General features: G+C 42.0%; 18 protein-coding genes. 1 reads left to right on the top strand and 17 read right to left on the bottom strand.

Annotation, left to right across the window (positions count from 1 at the left end; translation table 11 throughout):
* The first annotated feature begins 263 nt into the window (after positions 1-263).
* The gene (locus KJS65_RS02740) at positions 264-1112 is read left to right on the top strand and encodes a hypothetical protein (RefSeq protein WP_213648462.1); all 849 of its coding nucleotides are present in this window, start codon (positions 264-266) and stop codon (positions 1110-1112) included.
* A 325-nt stretch (positions 1113-1437) separates the two neighbouring features.
* Here KJS65_RS02740 and KJS65_RS02735 read toward each other — a convergent pair whose 3' ends face one another.
* The 17 genes from KJS65_RS02735 to xseA form a co-directional block, all read right to left on the bottom strand.
* Entirely contained in the window at positions 1438-2058 is a 621-nt protein-coding gene (locus KJS65_RS02735; protein WP_213648461.1) for a recombinase family protein, read from the bottom strand.
* Between the two features lie 330 nt (positions 2059-2388).
* Positions 2389-2571 (bottom strand): hypothetical protein, encoded by a 183-nt coding sequence (locus tag KJS65_RS02730; protein WP_213648460.1) that lies wholly within the window; start codon positions 2569-2571, stop codon positions 2389-2391.
* A gap of 412 nt (positions 2572-2983) precedes the next feature.
* A complete protein-coding gene (locus KJS65_RS02725; protein WP_213648459.1) occupies positions 2984-5011 on the bottom strand; it encodes a hypothetical protein in 2028 nt (675 codons plus the stop codon).
* 526 nt (positions 5012-5537) lie between these two features.
* Positions 5538-5966, bottom strand: coding sequence for a hypothetical protein (locus KJS65_RS02720; RefSeq protein ID WP_213648458.1), 429 nt, complete (start codon positions 5964-5966; stop codon positions 5538-5540).
* Between the two features lie 1038 nt (positions 5967-7004).
* Positions 7005-7178: a hypothetical protein gene (locus KJS65_RS02715; RefSeq protein WP_213648457.1), complete on the bottom strand. Its 174-nt coding sequence runs from the start codon at positions 7176-7178 to the stop codon at positions 7005-7007.
* Positions 7179-7519: 341 nt separating this feature from the next.
* Complete coding sequence (locus tag KJS65_RS02710; protein WP_213648456.1) at positions 7520-7816, bottom strand: hypothetical protein; 297 nt, start codon at positions 7814-7816, stop codon at positions 7520-7522.
* 199 nt (positions 7817-8015) lie between these two features.
* Positions 8016-8993 (bottom strand): tyrosine-type recombinase/integrase, encoded by a 978-nt coding sequence (locus KJS65_RS02705; protein ID WP_213648455.1) that lies wholly within the window; start codon positions 8991-8993, stop codon positions 8016-8018.
* A gap of 185 nt (positions 8994-9178) precedes the next feature.
* Positions 9179-9985 (bottom strand): sporulation transcription factor Spo0A, encoded by an 807-nt coding sequence (gene spo0A, locus KJS65_RS02700; protein WP_136606291.1) that lies wholly within the window; start codon positions 9983-9985, stop codon positions 9179-9181.
* Positions 9986-10170: 185 nt separating this feature from the next.
* Complete coding sequence (gene spoIVB / locus KJS65_RS02695) at positions 10171-11505, bottom strand: SpoIVB peptidase (protein ID WP_213648454.1); 1335 nt, start codon at positions 11503-11505, stop codon at positions 10171-10173.
* A gap of 105 nt (positions 11506-11610) precedes the next feature.
* A complete protein-coding gene (recN, locus tag KJS65_RS02690; protein WP_213648453.1) occupies positions 11611-13347 on the bottom strand; it encodes a DNA repair protein RecN in 1737 nt (578 codons plus the stop codon).
* A 150-nt stretch (positions 13348-13497) separates the two neighbouring features.
* Complete coding sequence (gene ahrC / locus KJS65_RS02685; protein WP_136606294.1) at positions 13498-13947, bottom strand: transcriptional regulator AhrC/ArgR; 450 nt, start codon at positions 13945-13947, stop codon at positions 13498-13500.
* A 26-nt stretch (positions 13948-13973) separates the two neighbouring features.
* On the bottom strand, positions 13974-14456 hold the full coding sequence (locus KJS65_RS02680) for a hypothetical protein (protein ID WP_136606295.1): 483 nt from the start codon (positions 14454-14456) through the stop codon (positions 13974-13976).
* A 213-nt stretch (positions 14457-14669) separates the two neighbouring features.
* Positions 14670-15530: a TlyA family RNA methyltransferase gene (locus KJS65_RS02675; RefSeq protein ID WP_213648452.1), complete on the bottom strand. Its 861-nt coding sequence runs from the start codon at positions 15528-15530 to the stop codon at positions 14670-14672.
* A 24-nt stretch (positions 15531-15554) separates the two neighbouring features.
* Entirely contained in the window at positions 15555-17462 is a 1908-nt protein-coding gene (dxs, locus tag KJS65_RS02670; protein ID WP_213650605.1) for a 1-deoxy-D-xylulose-5-phosphate synthase, read from the bottom strand.
* A 162-nt stretch (positions 17463-17624) separates the two neighbouring features.
* Positions 17625-18545 (bottom strand): polyprenyl synthetase family protein, encoded by a 921-nt coding sequence (locus tag KJS65_RS02665; RefSeq protein ID WP_213648451.1) that lies wholly within the window; start codon positions 18543-18545, stop codon positions 17625-17627.
* Positions 18523-18786, bottom strand: coding sequence for an exodeoxyribonuclease VII small subunit (gene xseB / locus KJS65_RS02660; protein ID WP_136606298.1), 264 nt, complete (start codon positions 18784-18786; stop codon positions 18523-18525). The genes KJS65_RS02665 and xseB overlap by 23 nt, the downstream gene beginning before the upstream one ends.
* The gene (gene xseA / locus KJS65_RS02655; protein WP_213648450.1) at positions 18767-20137 is read right to left on the bottom strand and encodes an exodeoxyribonuclease VII large subunit; all 1371 of its coding nucleotides are present in this window, start codon (positions 20135-20137) and stop codon (positions 18767-18769) included. The genes xseB and xseA overlap by 20 nt, the downstream gene beginning before the upstream one ends.
* Positions 20138-20152 lie beyond the last annotated feature (15 nt).

Here is a 20152-nt window from a genome sequence, read left to right as displayed (position 1 = left end):
CCCCTAGAACTACATAATTGTTAGGAGAACCATTCTAGTAAAGTCTCGCTACCGAAAGGTTTATCGTGTCTATTTGGTTTGCATCCTGCTTAACATTAGACATATTCAACCCCACCTACGATCGTTTACAGTTATCGACTAATAAGGTGACTTTTTACATTTAGCGTACTTACATTTTACATGATGGTCAATGCTAACAACATACATAAGTCTGTGTTATGATCGGATTAGATTTTTGAAAAAAAGCTGGGGGACGTGTTGTTATGAATACTCAATACATGGAAAAGAAACTAGAACAAATTCGCGAAAAGATTTTTGAAATAATTACAAACCAATTTTCTAATGTAGTAGTACAAACTAACTATAAGGCTTACATCGACAAGTTTTACAATAGCAACAATATAGGATTTGCTGAGATCAGCAATACGATTTTTCCAAAGCTAGATAATGCTATTTTCATTGCAAGCAGCCAATATAATAAACAAGACTTAATTGTTGAGGTTTCAGTAAATGGCAAGAACCAAGGTATCGACATAAAAAATCTTTTAGATGAACTTGAAAAAGAAAAAATATATGTATGTATGGAGCAAGAATCACCATTTTATAAATTACTTAGGTTAAACGAGAATTTAGATTTTTCCGAAGTACCTGAAAGGGATCTAAATAATCCACATATGACCACTAAGAAAACCTGCTGTGAGCGTTTAATAGTCGAGAAAATTAACTGGCTTCATACTTTTTATCAGGTAAAAAAACTTGAGCTAACTGATGCTGATAAACGTCTATCTGAAATCTATGTAGAAGCAGAAAAAGAAAAATTGTCAGGGCTTATTCATCTATATACTAAGTTTGAACCTTGTTTATACTGTTATGGCACTCTTATAGAGATTAAAGATAAAAACCCTGAACTTCAACTTAAGGTATACCACAGATATGTTAGAGATGAACATGATAGAATAATGACCATGGCAGAAGACATGATAGCTAGATTTGACTCTGAAATAGTTGAATTATTCAAGACGGTGTTAGGTAATCTGATACCTTCTGGATTAACCCCTGAACAAGAGAAAGAGTTTGTTATTCATCAATTAGTGAACTATTCTCCCCAATAGCAATAGATTGATAGGATAATTTATCGATATTACTTCTTAGTTCAATCCATTTTTCGCATACTAGCTATCCTGCCCGTTAGCATAATGTCGCCGTCAGTCTGAGTCTCTATTTTCTCAGTCACAAAGGTCTGACACAAAGGAATACCCTTGGTAACATTAGTCTATAACTTAGTTAATCATTTTAGGCAGCCTAGCTGATTAGATCAGTTACACCCTTTTTCTGTAAATTTAATTTCGATTTTGATATTTACTCACCCCCTCCCAAAAAATGTAACACAATAAAAAAACTACTACCTTTTTTAAGAGTAGTAGTAATTAAACCAAACTATTTATGATATTCTTTCACAATTTTATAAAAGGTATTCTTTCTAAGTCTTAACATCTCCATAAATTGTACCGCTGTTATCTCTTTATCTTGCCACTTAGAATAATTCAATTCTAGAGTTGCTTTTTGTTCTCTTGTTAATGACTCCCAATTCATCTGGGGTCTCCCTAAATGCTTACCTTTTGCCTTTGCAACAGATATTCCTTCCGCCTGCCTTTGCTTGATGTTCTCACGTTCACGTTCAGCTACGAAAGAAAGCACTTGTAGCACCAAATCACTTACAAACGTCCCTAACGTATCCTTATGCTGCGTTGTGTCGAGTAAGGGCATATCGAGCACCTTAATGTCTGCCTTAATCTCCTGAGTGATGTGTTCCCACTCTCTTTTTATTTCCTTACTGTTACGCCCAAAACGATCAATTGATTTTATGTATAATAGGTCTCCATGGCGTAGACATTGCTTTAAAGCTTGATATTGCGGACGATCAAAATTCTTTCCACTTTCCTTCTCAATGAATATATCCCTTTCACTAATTCCAAGTTGAATCATTTCATGAATCTGTCTGTCTGGATTTTGGTCTTTAGTTGAAACACGTATGTACGCAAACGTTTTGGTGGACATTAGGCATCCCTCTTTAGTTTTGATGCTTTAATCATACCAAATACGTTTATAAATGTATACAAGTATTTATAAACGTTTATAAAATGCTTTACACACGTTTTCAAACTGGAATGTTGGTTCTTTTCTAATAGCCATAAAGGTATACGTTCTTAAACACATTAAAACTTTACTTATCCATAGACTTATTACATCTACACCAACCAAAAGCAAAGAGCCATTACAGGCTTTTGCTTTTGTTACTTATATTTCAAATCGGTCAAATCATTTATCTAGATCATTAATACGCTTTATCGTTCTTAGCAATTGTTCTTTATCAGCTCTAAACTCAATTCAGCTTATTGAAGTCTCTGTTCGGATTGATTGGTTTTCCAACATATCTGCTAATATTTGATTAGTGTCAAGAGATATTTCTGTCGCCTGAACGACCATTGCTTCCTGCCTGTCGTAACGTTCATTAAATCTAGTTTCGGACTTATCGAACCATTCATTCAATTGCTCCAGTTCTTCCTTCACCCTCATTCATCCACTCTACTTACCTTTCTCAGCACTACCTCTGTATTTTCTTCATTCATTAGCTTTCCAATAGCCAACAGACAACATCATATCGCCCATTTGGAACATTGCAATTGATTACTAAGGACTTTCGTATGATTTGTCTTCAGAGATTTTTGATAGTCAATGATACGAGACAAACTGAATTTGCGCCATTGTTCATATCGATTTATCCGCATTACAAAATCTATCGCCCTTTACGATAGAAAGCACGATAATTTATAGCTATTTACGGGACTGGACTATCGTAAATAAACAGGCGGCGCGGTGCTGGATAGATTTAAACCAGCGCTCACACCATTGACAGTGATTTCTCCACTGGCAAATTACATGAACGCTGACACAGTAGCAGAAAATTTGCGTTACAACAATCCTACAGTACAACTTTCAGTTTCTGTTCCTTTCTTGATAATGCCAATTTTGGTGAAATCACCTGACGAATTTGCTTGATCTGTGGAATACTTTCGATCATTTCAACTGAATCTAGCAACTCTTTCATGTGGATTATATAGGGATAGCTACTTTCTTCACCACCAAAGTTAATTTGGGATTTTATTTGCTTGTTCAATCTCGTTTTAACAAGGCTATATTTATCAAGAAACTCTGGAAGCATAGCTTTGAGATGGCGTTCTTTGATTTGTGTATTGCTTGATCTTACCATAGCCAAAATTTCCTTTTCGGTTATCCATCCACGTTCTTTTATATTCTTCAAAGCAACTTGTTCGATTTCTAAACTAATCTTTTCACTCTTTTTAGAAATCTGTTTTCCCTCCATTTTTGGATAAACTCGATTTGCTTCTTCCTCTCCTAATGTCCGTAACAAAAGTTCCCTCCCGAATCCTTTCATTGTAAATCCTTTTTTCACATACTCCATTGCTTTAGCTTTGCTGAATGCCAAAGACAATTCTCCATATGAAGGTATTGAATAAAACTGTATTGTTTGCTTTTGATTCTTCTTTGCAGCTTCATTCTTTGCTCTTTTTAATAAAAACTCTGGAATTTCCGAATCATTTAATTTATCAAGCAATCCTAAATAGGCGAATAAGGCAATGTGCTTTGAAATAGCTTGAACATCTTTTCCAAATTTAGAGGATAAAAAATTGTTACTGGCATAAAAAATCGGTTTGCCATTTGATGTTGTGAATGCTTCTGTTAGAATAAAATCTTTAGCAATTCCATTTAATGAATATAACTCAGGTAAATAATCCTTTATTCGTTTATATACTTCTTCATAACATTCTTCAAAATCATCATTTATTAATAAGCGCTGATTTTCTTCCAGAATGCCTCTTCGTTCCTTCTGCCATTCTGTCTCATGATAAGTCACATTATAAACCTTCCGTAGAAATCCTAAAGCCTTGTAGCGACTATAATTAGTAAGCAGTTCTGTTAATTGAATGATGTTCTTACCCTTGTGGTCAAGTCTACACTTATCGCTGTGACAATAATATATTTGATGCCCTGATTCACTCACAACTATATTAGCGCTCGGATTGTTGTCTTTATGGAAAAGACAAGAGAACTTACCGCCTCTTACTCCTAAATATTTTGCAAGGTCTTGTTTTTTAATGAAATCATAAAACTCATTATGATTATGTAAAGTAATTTGAACTGCATTTAATCGCTCTTTTAATATATCTTCTTTTCTATATTGAACCAGTAACCAATTCGGAGTAATCTGAGTAATATCTGGTTGACTGATAGCGGTGGGTTTTGGCACAGTAATAAAAGAGTTAGTACAATCTTTCTTCTTATCACTGTCACCAAACCCCACCGTATCTGGTGACATGACTTTAAGGAGAGTGGTTGGGCATTTTCTAATGATTTCCTCAATGTTATACCGAACATCGTTTCTTTCAATGATACTAATCTTATACTTGTTGTGGGAATCTTTACACCAATAGGTATTTGGAACTCGCATCAGATTGCACATTTTATTAACCGCTTTATCGGCGTTGAAATGTGTAATTAATAGATTCTCACAAATTTTGAATCGTTCTGCTGTTGCATTGTCATCTAAGAGCCAATAGCAATGTAATCCATTGCGTGTTTCAATAATATAAGTGGGCTTAATAGGGAACGACCTGATTTCAACAAGCTTGTTCTCTTTGTATTCTCGGACTACTTCTAATGGATAATACTCTTTATTTTTATTCTTCCCACAATCCAAATCGACAAAAACAGCATTTATAACTGTAATATCCTTATTTGAATAACCTCCGCTATTAACTACAAAATACACCTCATAGTTCTCCTCGTTTGTTCGTTCCAATGCTTCCCGCAGAGTCGAATCATACTTACCATGATAATCAATTAATTTGCCGCCAGTGTGTCTCATACAGCGAAAATATGCCTTCTCTTCCTTGAATAGATCATCAAAAAATTGTTGTGTTATTTCCATAATATCCGTTCTCCTTTTTTTAAGTTATCCTTATGAAAAAATCATTTACTTCTTATTCTCTTTTCTTCTGCTCTGTCTCCACTAATTTCCTTCGAAGTCACTCTTCCGATGCAATTCATTATCACTTCCATTCCTTGTATTCGGTATTTTGGAGATAAAAAAACAGCCAAAAGGATTTCTCCTAGGGGCTGTTCTAATGCTTACATTAAGTTTTATTTGGCTATGAAGATTATATGATTAGTTAGACTAACTATAATCCTTCCACTTTTGAAAGCACGTATACAGTATATAGGGAGTTGGCAGATATTTTGTGCAAGGTTTTGCCGAATATCCCAATCATTCAGGTACAATTGTGTCTATTGTTTGAAATTCATAGTTTACATCCAATACCAACCATTAAAAACTTGCCATCAATATATAATAGGGAGATGAAGGAGTTTTCGTTAGCGGTTTTGGACATTATAGAAAAAATGTTACTACTTTGCAAACAAAAAAGAAGCGTGCAACGATTTTACAGTTACGTTACCTACATTCTTGGCAATTGAACATCCGGAACATCCCTGATGATAAATGGCTTGATGACTTCCTTACCTCCGATATGTGTAAATGGCATTGGTTCGATACCAGAGATTCCAGCATCGCACAGATCAATAATGCACTCATCTGTAACCTTTCTATGTATCCGTGCCTTTTCATCGAATAATATTAGAATTTCTGACTCATTCTCCGTTACCTTAGCATTATACATTGGGAACTCGATTGCTCCTACTTCTGGCAACACAATACTTGTTCCTGTGTCAGATCGTTTGCTCATAATGTTTACCCCGATAAAATTGTCTTGCGAGTCATACAGCATTTTGCATCTCACGTCTGAAATAGAACATTTGTGCTTATGAACATCTTTATCCTTGAGGTAAATGTACATCTGGCAATCACCAGCAATGGTAATTTGCATTATTAAGCATCCTTTCTCCAATTTGCTGTATTGTTTGCAAGCCAATTAGCTACTTATTACACTTTCGTTCATCATGTATTAAATACTCCCTAACTTTCAACATTAACTTTTTACTAGTATCATACAATGCTATTTCAATGCCCAACAGAGAACGAATGTTTTCCTTGTTGCGCTTCGCTTCTCACCTACTTAAAGAAAAACAAGTAGACCGTCCCGCGATAGGATAATGGTCTACTTATTTTTTGGTTGATCGTCACCTATTCGAAAGCCAACCGTTCTTAAAGCGGTGGTCACGTTACGAGTCATTGATGTTAGCGCATCTTTAACTCAATTGGCATATTACCACTATTACCCAATGCAAATCAAGAGTATATTTTGTTTTTCCCCTCTGGCTACCATTTTGGGGTGATATTTTTCCCTCAAATCGGGATATACCAAGCGTTCCCCATAAAGCTATACGGCTCTATGGCTAAGGTGAAAATTCCGAAATTTGAACGGCGTGATATTTTTCGGAATCTACCCTCCGTGGAGCGAAATCGGCGTGATATTTTTCGCCCAAAATGGGATATAATATTCTTTTTATATTTTAATATTCTTTTAATATCTCTTGTCGAACGAAGTTCTCCAATCGGGCGGCTTCGCCTTGGGGCGCTTCGCTTAGGGGGGCTTCACCCCTACTCCCTGTGGGAGTGATAAAAGTTGAACAGTCAGAAAAACGAGTGCGAATCAACCTTTCATCTATTAATTCAAATAAACCTTACCGCTAGTGTGCAGTAAGGTTTATTTTAGAGAATTTTTGGTTCAAATGGTGTTTTTCCATTATCAAAGCAATATAAAGCAGGAGTATAGATTAGGTAGAAGATTATTACTTTTCATCTGTCATCTACAGTTAACCCTTCCAGTAGTATCATGCGCCTTCCAATCTCAGAGACAAACATCTCCCTGTCCAAGCGTCCGCTAAAGCGTACAACCATACATGACACGCTCTCAGCCCTATCGTGAAGCAGGAGGCACGCTGAGTAACTTTGAAGAAAAAAATCACCGCCAATCTTCCTCTCTCGAACATCGAACTTCTTCTCTCAATTCATCAGCTTCTTCTTTTGTCAAGGAACCTATTGCATTTCTAAGCTTCTCATAGGATGCAGGCTTAACCTTCTTAGGTTTGTAATTCAGGAAATCTTCGTCTAAAGATTCATTCTTTTTTGGTTTCATAACATCACTCCTCAGAGAACCATATAAAATTCCTAACTCAAATATACTGTATCCATTGCGTAGAAAACAAAAAGTAATCGCCCAACTCCGCACCAAGGAAACGGGGACTACTTTTTTATTACTCGACAAAGTTTGGTAATAAATAGAAAATATTGTTCTAATCACTATAAATATATATTTAGCATATTGAAAATTACAACCTTTACTGCAATCAACCGTAGGCTACTCCAGCACAGTTTTAAATACTTTTGCTGGTCAGACGATAATTCACCCATTCTGTCTACTTGACGAGCGCCAAACTATACGTAAACGCTTCTCAATAGCATTCTGAAGAAGGAGGCTCAGTCAGGATTGGTTTGTTCTGTGTGGCGGTGTTTTGAGTTCCTCCTTGCTCCACTTATTCTTAAAGTGATGATTTCTTTACAAATCTGATAATGTGCCTCAAATAAGTTAAAAGCAATATCGCACATTGCCATTGATACTGAGTCACTTTTTGATTTTTCCTCAGTGTATGTGAGGATTGACTCAATGATTTCCCAATGAACTTCTCTTTTCACCTGTAGTTTTTGTACCTCCAGTAAATAGCGCTCTTTGCTGTCTTGATGTAATTTTTCTTGTGAGTTTTCGTCTGTAATCATGTCTTTTCCCTCCGTATCATTTTGAGTAAGGCATCTCGCTCCGCTCGTAAACACTGTATTTCATTTTTTATGGATTCGCGGCGTTCAGGCAAAGTATTGGATTTCGAATGCTCCAAAGCCAGTTTACAATGATATTGGGCAATTTGCACAAGGCATGAGTTGGTTGCATCGTCAATATCAAGGTTATGGAGGTTTGTCATTATATCCCCTCCATAAACGTAAGTGGACTATGTTTCTGATATTTCTTAGCGATCTCTTCATCTGAAAAATCTAAGTACGCTTTTTGTGTAACCTCAACAGAAGAATGCCCCAATATTCTGCAAAGCGAGAACCAATCTCCATTATTTAATATATAATACTTGGCAAAATTGTTCCGTAGCTGATGAGGGTGAATATGGATACCCACTTTTTCGCCAGCTTCACGCAATGCTCGTTCATAATTTCGCACTTCAAGCTGTGTTCCTTTGGTAGTGGGGAACATAAAAGGACTTTCAGAGTATCGATCTTTATATCTCAACCATGACTTTAATTCGTTGGCTGATTTATAGGAAAAGTAAACAAAACGTTCTTGTTTATTTTTGGCATTTAAAATATGAATACTTTTGTGCTGAAAATCAATATGCTCTGGTAAGATACTTAGGCATTCGCCAATTCGCAAGCCTGTGTCCAGCAAAAGACGCGTAATGACTCGATTTCTATATCCATGAAATGTGCTTGTCTCAAACTGATTGAATACTTTCTTCAAATCGTCTGGTGTCAAAGTTTTTTTCATCTTACGTTCTGCTTTCGGATTTTCTAATTTCTCAACAGGATTCTTCGAGATCTCCCTCTCAACTTGATACAAATAATTGAAAAAAACTTTAATATTGCGAACATAATTCGCTATTGTCGTCATAGACACTTCTTTTTTATAGTCCTTCCTGTTTTCTGGGTGATTAATCTGCTTGGATTCCTCTTTGTTGACAACTGTGTACTTACCGCGTTCACGTAAATACTTAATGTACTGCCTCATATGACCTGACTGAACTTTTTTTACGTCCTCAATTTGAAATTCCTTCTTGAGATAGGCAACAAATAGCTTTAATGTCTGCTCATAGCTCGCCAATGTTTTGCGTGATAAATTCTTTGATGAACAATAAAGCATGAAGTTATCAAGCTGAAACTCAATGTCTGTCATAATAAAAAATACCGCCCTTCATTGGATTTTGGCAAACCCAATAAATAACGGTATTAGTTGGTATGATACATAGAAGTTTATCGGTATGGAATCCCTGATCTCAGATATTTACCGCCAAAATTGTTCTGGCTGGATGCTATTTCCAAAACCCGAAATCCCTTGCTCTCTCAAAGCCCCTAACCCTTTCAGGACACCTTATGCTCGATTCTCAGCTTGTCTGCGACCATCGCGATGAACTCGCTGTTCGTCGGCTTAGACTTGCTGATATTGATCGTGTAGCCGAACAGGTGGCTGATGGAATCGATGTTGCCGCGTGTCCAGGCGACCTCGATGGCGTGACGGATGGCGCGTTCCACACGGGATGGCGTGGTTTTGAATTTTTCGGCAATGGCCGGGTACAGCGTTTTGGTGATTGCACCCAAGATTTCAATATTGTTGTACACCATGGTGATCGCTTCGCGCAAATATTGATATCCCTTAATATGCGCTGGAACACCGATTTCATGTATGATTGAAGTAATATTGGCGTCCAAATTTTTTCCTTTTGCCATTGGAACGACGTTGGATTTGATGGAAGAACTCATGCTGAGATTTCCAGTCGTTACACTCTGCTGTCCTACAAGCTGACGAATCCGGCTCGCAAGAACTTCCATATCAAACGGCTTAAGGATGTAATAAGAAGCTCCAAGTTGTACGGCCCGCTGAGTGATGTTCTCTTGGCCGAAAGCAGTCAGCATAATGATTTTGGGCTGTGGTGACAAATTCATTTCACGTAAGCGCTCAAGAACACCCAATCCATCCAGATGCGGCATAATAATGTCCAAAATCAGCACATCCGGAATTTTTCTGGAATCACTTATCATATTAAGTACTTCCTCGCCATTATAGGCGATTCCCGTAACCATCATATCTTCTTGCTCCGTAATGTACTCAGCAAGCAAATTTGTGAATTCACGGTTGTCATCTGCCAACAAAACCTCGATTTTTTGCACTGGCTGCTTCCTCCTTAGAATCATTATCCAATTTTTTTTGTCTGAAATAGTTTTCGACATTCGAATTTAAATTCCTTCTGTCGAAAATTATTTTTGTTTATTTTTTTTCAATATTGATTTATAATGAATATTTTTATTCAAAATACTATGTATTTCTAGCTAATACGACAAAAAAATCTTAAGGCTCAGCTGGCCTTAAGATTTGATGCATCTTTCGTGTTATTGGGAATCACGCCGGAATCCTGAAGCATCCATTCAATAAAGCAGCCATAACCGGACTTCGGATCATTCACAAACACATGCGTGACAGCTCCGATTAGCTTTCCATCCTGAACGATTGGACTTCCGCTCATTCCTTGTACAATACCGCCTGTTTTCTCGATAAGTCTTGGATCTGTAATCCGGATCACCAGGCCTTTGGTGGCCGGGGCATCCTGCTTAGCTACGTGAACGATATTAACCTTGAATTTCTCAACCTGCTGACCATCCACAACCGTCAGAATTTCAGCTGGACCTTCCTTTACATCCTGAGAAAAAGCAACCGGTATTCCTTCTTTATAAAGGCTGTAATCAGGGTTTTGCTTCATTTTTCCGAAGATGCCGAAATGGGTGTTTCGCTCAATGCTGCCCAAAATTTTACTGTCCTTCAGAAAGTGGGCTCTCTTCTCGCCGGGCTCTCCATCTTGAGATTTAGAAATGGATGTAACGCTGGACTGAAGGATTTGACCACTGCCGACGGTAATGGGTGTTTGGGTATTCATGTCGGTAATTACATGCCCTAGAGCTCCATATACACCTTGATCAGGGGCATAAAACGTCAGGGTTCCCACACCTGCAGCAGAATCCCTGATATACAGGCCCAGCCTCCATTTTCCTTCGCTTTGGTCATATGCCGGTGTTAATTTGGTCTTCATGACCTTGTCCCCACGTTTAAATGTAATCTCCAGGGGTCTCTTTGCTTTGCCCGCATCCTCTACAACCTGAGCCACTTTGGATATATCCTGAAGCGACTCACCATTCATATGCGTCATTAAATCACCTAGCTGAATTCCGGCATTTTCTCCAGGAGAAACTCTGGTTGTTGGATCAATATGCACCAAATGGTGACCCACCACCAAAATGCCGGCTGATTTTACCTTTACGCCAATCGTTTGTCCTCCAGGAATGACTTTAAGGCCAGGAATCACATGAATCTGTACTGTTTTAAATGGAATCTTACCAAACAGCTTAAGCGTTAACTTGGCACTGCCGCTCTGCTGGGGAAGCAGCCGCAGCGGATGCTGGCGTGTGACTTTATAGGTTGGAGAAGCAGATCCATTCAACTGCAGCACATCTGGACGATCCACCGTCGCCTGTGCCGCCACCGGCATGGCTAATTGAACGGAGTTCGTGTCGCCAGCGAACATTTTGATCTCACTGGGGATGGACTTAAAGCTTTGCACGGGTGCAGTGATACATAAAAAACACAGAAAGAAGACAACGAAAAGACCGAGCAATTTATTCCTGAGGCTGGAGTTCAATGGCTGTCACGCTCCCTTTTGCTTCTTTCGCTTGACGAAAAAGGTGGTCGCCAATTGCGTACCTTTAAGATTACCCTGCCCCCAGGCTTTTATTACTGTCAATCATTACTCTGGTGCGGTTTTGGCAGCTTTCCGTTCCTCCGCCAGCTTCAGCATATCTTGGGCATGATGGAGTGTCTTTTCGGTAATTTCAACACCGCCCAGCATACGTGCAAGCTCTTCAACACGGCCACGTTCGGAAAGCTCTTCTACCCGCGTCATCGTACGATTACCCTCAATATTTTTCTCGATCAGATATTGGTGATCCGCCATACAAGCGACCTGCGGCAAGTGTGTAATGGAGAAGACCTGGCAGTTTTCAGCAAGCTTATCCAGCTTCTCGGCAATGGACTGAGCCGCTCTGCCGCTCACGCCTGTGTCGACCTCGTCAAAAATCAGCACAGGAATACGGTCATGTCTTGCAAAAATGCTTTTCATGGCCAGCATCATTCTGGAGAGCTCGCCACCCGATGCAATTTTGCTCAGCGGACGCAGCGGCTCACCCGGATTAGGTGATATCATGAACTCTGCTGTATCAATCCCTTGGCGTGTCAATTTGATTTTTTGACCATTGATTTCGGCACCTTTGGGATCCTCCATACGATCTAATCTAACCTCGAGTGAAGTTCTTTCCATGTGAAGATCCTTCAATTCCCTCTCAACCTGTCCGGCCAGATCCGCGGCACACATTTGACGCGCCTCACTTAGCTCCTGTGCCGTCCCGATCAGATCTCCAAGCATAACATCACGGCGGGATTGAAGCTCCTCCAGACGCTCGTCCTTGTTTTCCAGGGCATTGGTCTCCTGAAAAACATTATTGTAATACGCGAGAATTTCATCCACGCTATCCCCATATTTCCGTCGCAATGAGGCTATAAGATCAAGCCGCTGTTCCACTTCATCTAGGCGCTCAGGATTGAATTCGACCTCATCCCGGTAATCACGAAGCTGAAAAGCAGCATCCTCAAGCTGGTAATAAGCCGATTGGAGCTGCTCCAAAATGGGCTTCAATTCCTTCTCATCGTATTGCACTACATCCTCAAGCCGGGATACTGCTGTGCTGATCGTCCCCAGTCCCTGCTGACCATAGATTAGATCATATGCACCTGAGACGGAATCCATCATTTTCTCACTATGGGATAGCTTGACCCTTTCTTCCAAAAGCCATTCATCCTCACCGGATTTTAAGGAAGCAGCGGAGATTTCCTCAAGCTGAAAACGATAAAGATCCAACATTTGATAAGTCTTTTGACTGTTGCTCATTAGTTCTCGATATTCTTTTTCAATCTTGGAGAACGACGCATACTTTTCTTGATAAAGCTTCTTAACCGGCCCGATAACGGCCTCACCGTATGTATCGAGAAGATGCAAATGACGGTCAGCACGCATCAGGTTCTGATGTTCATGCTGGCCGTGTATATTAATCAGCTGCTCCCCAATTTCCCGAAGCATCGTCAAGTTCACAAGCTGCCCATTGATACGTGAAGTGCTTTTTCCTTGACTCGTTACTTCCCTACGGATAATTAAATGTTCCTCAGGATCGGCCTTGATACCGAGTTGCTCCAGAGCAATCCATACGGGATGATTGTAATGAAGCTCAAACATCGCCTCAATCTCGGCTTTATCGCAGCCATACCGGATCAAATCGGCCGAGCCCCTGCCTCCGGCAATGAGCCCCAAAGCGTCAATGACAATCGACTTACCAGCTCCCGTTTCCCCTGTGAGAACATGAAACCCTGCATGAAATGACACATCCACCGCTTCAATCACGGCCAAATTACGGATACTCAATGTCATCAGCATTTCAAAAAGCACCTCCCATTTATGCGCCCATCGCTGATATTAAGAAAAACGTCGATCGACGTACTCTCTTAGGAGACAGACCGCGCTTAGATGTTGTTTTTCTTGCGATATCAGGAAGCTCTTGCTTCGAATTTTATACTATCTGATATCTTAAGAAATATAGCTCATGATTAGCTCAACCAGACTTTCACTGTCCTCATTGGTCCGGCAGATCATCAGGATCGTATCATCACCGCATATGGTCCCCATAATCTGATTCCATTCCATATTATCGAGCAGAACCGCAATAGCGTTAGCCGTCCCCGGTAAAGCCTTCATAACCACCAGATTGTTTGTGTAATCGATATGGACAAAATTATCCACAAGCGCACGTTTCAGCTTCTGGACCGGATTATAACGCTGGTCAGTTGGCAGGGAGTATTTGTATCTTCCATCGTCCATCGGCACTTTGATCAGCAGGAGCTCCTTGATGTCTCTCGAAACCGTTGCCTGGGTTACCTGAAATCCTGCAGAACGCAGCGCCTCCACCAGCTCATCCTGTGTTTCAATTTCCTGTTGAGTAATGATTTCCCGAATTTTAATATGTCTTAGACCTTTCATAAGAACCTCCTGAAAAAAACTTATATTTATTCATCATATCCATTAGAGTCCTCTTCATCCCAATCGAAATGAATGCATGCAACCTCATCATTGTCCACATCCACATACAGCACACCACCACAGCCCGGATATAGCAGAAAATAAGGCAGAAGCCGATCCCTGATCGAGCTTCCCGTCCAGTCCATGGGGAGCCGGCTCCGGGCCACTTTAACCAGATACAGAGTATTCTCATCATTTCTGACAATAAAATCAATAAACAAGCGGCTGTAAAAATCCTCTCCGTCCACATCAAACCAAAGGGGGATTTTAATTTTACCGCCCAATACTTCATACCCCGCTCTCTCCAGCATATCTACGGCCGGATGATCAGGTATTTCTTCGTTTATAGGCATTTCCGGCACACGGGCAGGCAGTGGCTTGAATAGCCAATTCCTTAGCCCATTAGCAATCCAAATCAATAACAGCAATCCAATAAGAAGCATGACGAGCCAATCCGCCCGTTCCCCCATCCCGATCACCTCATGGTTCTATTCGCGGGAAAAGAAGAAATTCCTTTTTTATTAGATTCATGCAAGTTGATTGTGCCTTACGTTTATTTTCTATAGGATCATACGTGTTACTGCATAAAGAATATTTCAAGTACATTATATCCCAAACAGACGTTCTCCTCAAATTCATTTTTATATACTGCGGAAAAATGGCCTGGAAAGAAAAGAAACTCATCACTTGGATGAGTTTCCCGTAAATGTATTCGAGGCTTGAGCCACAATGTCATTAATGATTGCCTGTAGCTTGGAATCAAACTCTTCTGAAGACTCCACTTCTGCTGATTCATCTTCAGCGGGCAAATGCCAGTGTGCCAAAAATTCAATATTTCCTTCACCACCGGTAATCGGCGAGAAGGTCAACCCTTTCAGCACGAATCCAAGGTCATGAGCGAAGGAAAGAATGTTCATCAGTACTTCCCGGTGAACGGCTGGTTCACGAACCACGCCGGATTTACCGACCTTTTCCCGGCCTGCTTCGAATTGCGGCTTAATGAGAGCTGCCACGTCCCCCGGACGTTTCAGCAGCGCCATTAACGGCGGCAGAATAATCCGAAGGGAAATGAAAGATACATCGATACTGGCAAAATTGGGTTCAGGTCCCTTTAAATCTTCAGGTGTCATATAGCGGAAATTCGTTTTTTCCATCACATTAACCCTGTCATGATTACGCAGAGACCAGTCCAGCTGATTCGAGCCTACATCGATAGCGTAGACATAATCGGCACCATGCTGAAGGGCACAATCCGTAAATCCGCCTGTGGAGGAACCGATATCCAGCATGGTTCTGCCTGCCATATCGATGTCAAAGGTACGAAGGGCTTTCTCCAGCTTTAATCCTCCGCGGCTGACGTACGGATGTACGGCACCTTTTACGCGAATTACCGTTTCCCTAGGGATCTTCATTCCTGCTTTTTCAATGCGTTCCTCATTTGCCAAGACCAATCCAGCCATAATGGCTGCCTTGGCCTTTTCGCGGCTTTCATAAAAACCCTGCTCAACCAGCAGGATATCAATCCGTTCTTTTGGCGAATTCATGTTTATCTCCTGATCTGTTTCCCATTACGAAGAGAATCCCGTCTTACCCATCCCAAAAGTATGCAGCGACATCAGCTTTTTCAGCTCCGCGCATACGCCTTCAGCAGTCAATCCGGTTTCTTCACGTTGTTCTTTTACGCTACCATGTTCAATAAACCGATCCGGAACGCCCATCAGGGAAACTCTTGTATCAAAAATATGCTTGGAGGCGTAAAATTCCAGTACCGCACTGCCAAGACTTCCCGCTTCGCACACTTCTTCAAGAACAATCATATTGGTATGACTGTTTGCCAGTTCAACCAGCATATCCTCATCGAGCGGCTTTAAGAAACGGGCATTTACGACACGCAGATTAATACCTTCGCGTTTCAATTGCTCAGCTGCCTCGAGGGCAACTTGAACCATAGGACCGCTCGCCAATACAGCATAGCCTTCGCCCTCACGGACCGTTTCCCACTTACCTATCGGAATGGGCACAAGCTTCTCATCCAGAGGCACACCAAGACCATTAATCCGCGGATAACGGTAAGCGATCGGACCATCATCATAATCAAGTGCTGTTTTCATCATATGGCGCAGCTCGTTTTCATCCTTAGGCATCATCATGACCATATTCGGAAGATTCCGCATAAAAGCTACATCAAAGACGCCCTGATGTGTTTCCCCGTCCGCTCCAACAAAGCCTGCACGGTCAATGGCGAACATAACGTTCGCATTATGTCGACAAATATCATGCACGATTTGATCATATGCTCTTTGCATAAATGTTGAATATACCGCAAAAACAGGCTTCATGCCTTCCATCGCAAGTGCTGCGCACATCGTAGCCGCATGCTGTTCTGCAATACCAACGTCAATCATACGGCCAGGAAATACCTCACTGAAAGGAATCAGACCAGACCCTTTCGACATTGCCGGTGTGACGGCTACAATTCTAGGATCCTGTTCTCCAAGCTCAATGAGCGTTTTGCCAAACACATCCGTATACATCGGATTACCGACAGATTTCAGCTCTTTACCCGATTCAATCTTGTAAGGGGAAATCCCATGCCATTTGTAGGAATCAGCTTCGGCTGGTTTATAGCCTTTGCCTTTGGTCGTCAGAACGTGAACAAAGACCGGCCCACGCACGTTGTCAGCTTGTTTAAACGTCTCAATCAGCTTTTGAGTATCATGTCCGTCAACCGGTCCGAGGTACGTCAAACCAAGCTCTTCGAACAGGACACCCGGCACCATCATATATTTTAGGCTGTCCTTCAGGCGCGAGCCGGTTTTGGCCAGCATGCCGCCGATCGCCGGAATTTTCTTCAGCAGTATTTCAAGCTCATCCTTAGCCCGCAGATAATGGCGGTCAGAACGGATTTTGCTCAGATAGTTATGCATCGCGCCTACGTTCGGAGCGATGGACATTTCATTATCATTTAATATGACCATCAGATCTTTTTGCTCATGTCCGATGTGATTCAAGGCTTCAAAAGCCATGCCACCCGTCAAAGCACCATCTCCGATGATAGCTACGACCTTGTTCTTTTCTCCCTTGAAATCACGGGCAAGAGCCATACCCATGGCTGCAGACAGAGATGTGCTGCTGTGTCCGGCTTCCCAAACATCATGCTCGCTCTCATTTCTTTTTACAAAACCGCATAATCCTTTATATTTGCGAAGAGTGTCAAATTGGTCCATCCGGCCGGTCAGCATCTTGTGCACATATGCCTGATGGCCGACATCAAAAATAAACTTATCACGCGGGCTGTCATAGCAGTAATGCAGGGCCAGCGTGAGCTCCACCACTCCCAAATTTGATGCAAGATGCCCTCCTGTCACAGACAGCTTCTCAATCAGAAATTGACGGATTTCTGCCGCCAGAGAAGAGAGCTCTTCAACCGATAGAGATTTGATTTGATCAGGCTGATTAATTTGTGGAAGCAGCACGTCAATCTCCCCGCTTTCCTTGATAGAATAAAATATTTTCATTAAGTACGGCTTCCATGTAAAAGCCTCTTTTCATTCATATGGTTACGCTTTCCTTGCAGAAACAGCGATTCTTTTCGTCATTATATCACAAAACGTTACGCAAACATAAAATGATGCCGATTAATGATCCCGGTACATCAGATAGTCAGCGATTTCCAGCAGCCGGGAAGGATTGGAAAAACCCGCTTCGAGAACCGCTGCCTTGGCTTCTTGCGTAAGGCGCAGTACTTCGTCACGTGAAGCTTCGAGCCCAATAAAATAGGGATATGTTACCTTTTCCTGTTTAATGTCGCTTTGTGTTTTTTTACCCAGCTTCGACTCATCACCGACGATATCCAGAATATCGTCCTGAATTTGAAAGGCCAGGCCAAGCTTGCGTCCAAACATCCGCAGTGCTTCCAGCTTCGCCGCATCTGCTCCGGCAATTCTGCCGCCGGCTAGCAGTGAAAACATAATCAGATCACTCGTTTTGTGAAGGTGAATATATTCCAGCTGTGATAGCTCCGTCAGACCTTGTTCACCTTCCATATCCGCTGCCTGACCGCCCACCATGCCTCTTGGGCCCGATAGCTCTGACAGATCCATGGTGATCTCCACCACCCGTTCAGCTGGAATGCCATAAGCTCCGGACATTTGCGCAACAAGGTAGAAGGCATGCGTGAGCAGTGCATCACCCGCCAGAATGGCTGTGGCTTCGCCAAAAACCTTGTGATTCGTAAGCTTGCCTCGGCGGTAATCATCATTATCCATCGCGGGCAGATCATCATGGATCAGGGAATAGGTATGAACCATTTCAACAGCACATGCGGCGTCAAGGGCAGCATTCATATTTCCTTCCAGGGCCTCACATGCGGCCATCACAAGCAGCGGGCGCATCCGTTTGCCGCCAGCCATCAAAGAATACTGCATGGCTTCACGAAGTGAGGATGGTATCTGCCAGCTGCCGGGAAGGCTCTCCTCCAGTCTTGTGGTCACCTGGTCAATGATGTTTTGATGATATTGTCCGAAGGAGACCTGTTCACTCAAGTACGTCACCGCCATTTACATCAAGCTCAGAGCCGAAAGGCTTTTTGCGAAGTTCACCGTCTTCTTCCACGATCATTTCGATTTTACGCTCCACCTGCTCCAGCTTTTGACTGCAGAGTTGTGAAAGTTTCATTCCTTCCTGAAAAAGCTCGATTGCTTTCTCCAGAGGCACGTCGCCGTGTTCAAGTTCCCCAACGATGTCTTCAAGCTGAATCATTGCGTCCTCAAACTTCAGCTCATTTTCCTTGTCCGTCATTTTGCCCATCCTCCTTCATTCCCCACACCTGGCATGAAAGCTGACCGTCGCTCATCTTAATTTGCACCAGATCACCAGGCTGTACGTCATTAATTGATTTAATGAGTTTCTTTTCCTGCTCATCATAAACTAAGCTATAACCACGTGCCATAACCTTAAGCGGGCTCAAAGCGTCAAGCTGCCTCAACGAAGAATGCAGCTGTGATTGTTTATTCTTCAAGACAGACTGCATGAGGGATAACAGCTGTTTACGGCTGACCTCATTGCGCTTTCTGGCATAAGTGAGCTGCTCACGTGGATTGTATCGCATCAAGCCGTGATAGATCCTGCTTTGTTTCTCCCGGCTGAGACTCAGCTTCGTACGCATGCTTCCGCTAAGCCGCTGCTTCAACATATCTAAACGCTCAGCATGCTGGAGCATGTATCTCCTTGGATGCACGAGCACCGGAGAACGTTGAAGTGAAGTAAGCTGCTGCCGACTCCGTTTGACGCGCTGCAGAAGCAGTTGTTTAAGTAGCCTTTGGCGCTGCAAGAGTCTTTCATTCAGCTCCGCCGCATGCGGGACAGCTAGCTCAGCCGCCGCGGTAGGCGTTGCAGCCCGTAGATCCGCTGCAAAATCAGCGATGGTGAAATCCGTTTCATGCCCTACTGCAGATATCACCGGAATATGTGATGAACGAATCGCTCTGGCGACCGGTTCTTCATTAAATGCCCATAATTCTTCCAATGAGCCCCCTCCGCGTCCGATAATCAAAACATCCGCTTCATCCATCTCGTTCATATTGCGGATGGCTCGAACGATGGAGGGAGCAGCGCCTTTGCCCTGTACAAGAACCGGGTACAGCACAATTTTCGCCTGTGGGTAACGTCGTCCGAGCGTAATCATGATATCTCTCACGGCTGCCCCGGTTGGCGATGTAATTACTCCGATCGTTTCAGGAAACTCGGGAATGGGTCTTTTTCGTTCAATGTCGAAGAGCCCTTCATCCTCAAGCTTCTTTTTCAGCTGTTCAAACGCCAGATAGAGGCTGCCGATACCATCCGGCTGCATATGAGTCGCGTAGAATTGGTACTGTCCATCGCGCTCATAGACCGTTACATTACCTCTCGCAATGACTTTGGCGCCTTCTTTCGGCACGAATGGAAGCCGTTGATTGTGGGAAGCAAACATAATCGAGCGAATCCGGCTGCCCTCATCCTTGAGCGTAAAATACATATGCCCGCTGGAATGATGGGTGAAATTCGATATTTCGCCGCGAATCCAGACATCGGATAAAAGAGCATCCGAATCCAGCTTCATCCGAATGTATCGGTTTAAGTCCTTAATCGAAAAAATACGTTGTGGTTCCATCTCAGAACCCCTCTC

The organism is Paenibacillus sp. J23TS9 (assembly GCF_018403225.1).
GTDB lineage: Bacteria > Bacillota > Bacilli > Paenibacillales > Paenibacillaceae > Paenibacillus_AQ.
The sequence above is the reverse complement of the archived record's forward strand: the minus strand, read 5'-3'. Positions and strand labels throughout refer to the sequence as shown.

What these genes read in the sequence shown, in the direction of transcription:
- KJS65_RS02720 (WP_213648458.1), bottom strand. Translation starts at nt 5,966, where the DNA reads ATGCAAATTACCATTGCTGGTGATTGCCAGATGTACATTTACCTCAAG.
- recN (WP_213648453.1), bottom strand. Translation starts at nt 13,347, where the DNA reads ATGCTGATGACATTGAGTATCCGTAATTTGGCCGTGATTGAAGCGGTG.
- KJS65_RS02740 (WP_213648462.1), top strand. Translation starts at nt 264, where the DNA reads ATGAATACTCAATACATGGAAAAGAAACTAGAACAAATTCGCGAAAAG.
- KJS65_RS02705 (WP_213648455.1), bottom strand. Translation starts at nt 8,993, where the DNA reads ATGACAGACATTGAGTTTCAGCTTGATAACTTCATGCTTTATTGTTCA.
- xseA (WP_213648450.1), bottom strand. Translation starts at nt 20,137, where the DNA reads ATGGAACCACAACGTATTTTTTCGATTAAGGACTTAAACCGATACATT.
- KJS65_RS02725 (WP_213648459.1), bottom strand. Translation starts at nt 5,011, where the DNA reads ATGGAAATAACACAACAATTTTTTGATGATCTATTCAAGGAAGAGAAG.
- KJS65_RS02680 (WP_136606295.1), bottom strand. Translation starts at nt 14,456, where the DNA reads ATGGGGGAACGGGCGGATTGGCTCGTCATGCTTCTTATTGGATTGCTG.
- KJS65_RS02735 (WP_213648461.1), bottom strand. Translation starts at nt 2,058, where the DNA reads ATGTCCACCAAAACGTTTGCGTACATACGTGTTTCAACTAAAGACCAA.
- KJS65_RS02675 (WP_213648452.1), bottom strand. Translation starts at nt 15,530, where the DNA reads ATGAATTCGCCAAAAGAACGGATTGATATCCTGCTGGTTGAGCAGGGT.
- KJS65_RS02665 (WP_213648451.1), bottom strand. Translation starts at nt 18,545, where the DNA reads ATGGCGGTGACGTACTTGAGTGAACAGGTCTCCTTCGGACAATATCAT.
- ahrC (WP_136606294.1), bottom strand. Translation starts at nt 13,947, where the DNA reads ATGAAAGGTCTAAGACATATTAAAATTCGGGAAATCATTACTCAACAG.
- xseB (WP_136606298.1), bottom strand. Translation starts at nt 18,786, where the DNA reads ATGACGGACAAGGAAAATGAGCTGAAGTTTGAGGACGCAATGATTCAG.
- KJS65_RS02715 (WP_213648457.1), bottom strand. Translation starts at nt 7,178, where the DNA reads ATGAAACCAAAAAAGAATGAATCTTTAGACGAAGATTTCCTGAATTAC.
- KJS65_RS02710 (WP_213648456.1), bottom strand. Translation starts at nt 7,816, where the DNA reads ATGATTACAGACGAAAACTCACAAGAAAAATTACATCAAGACAGCAAA.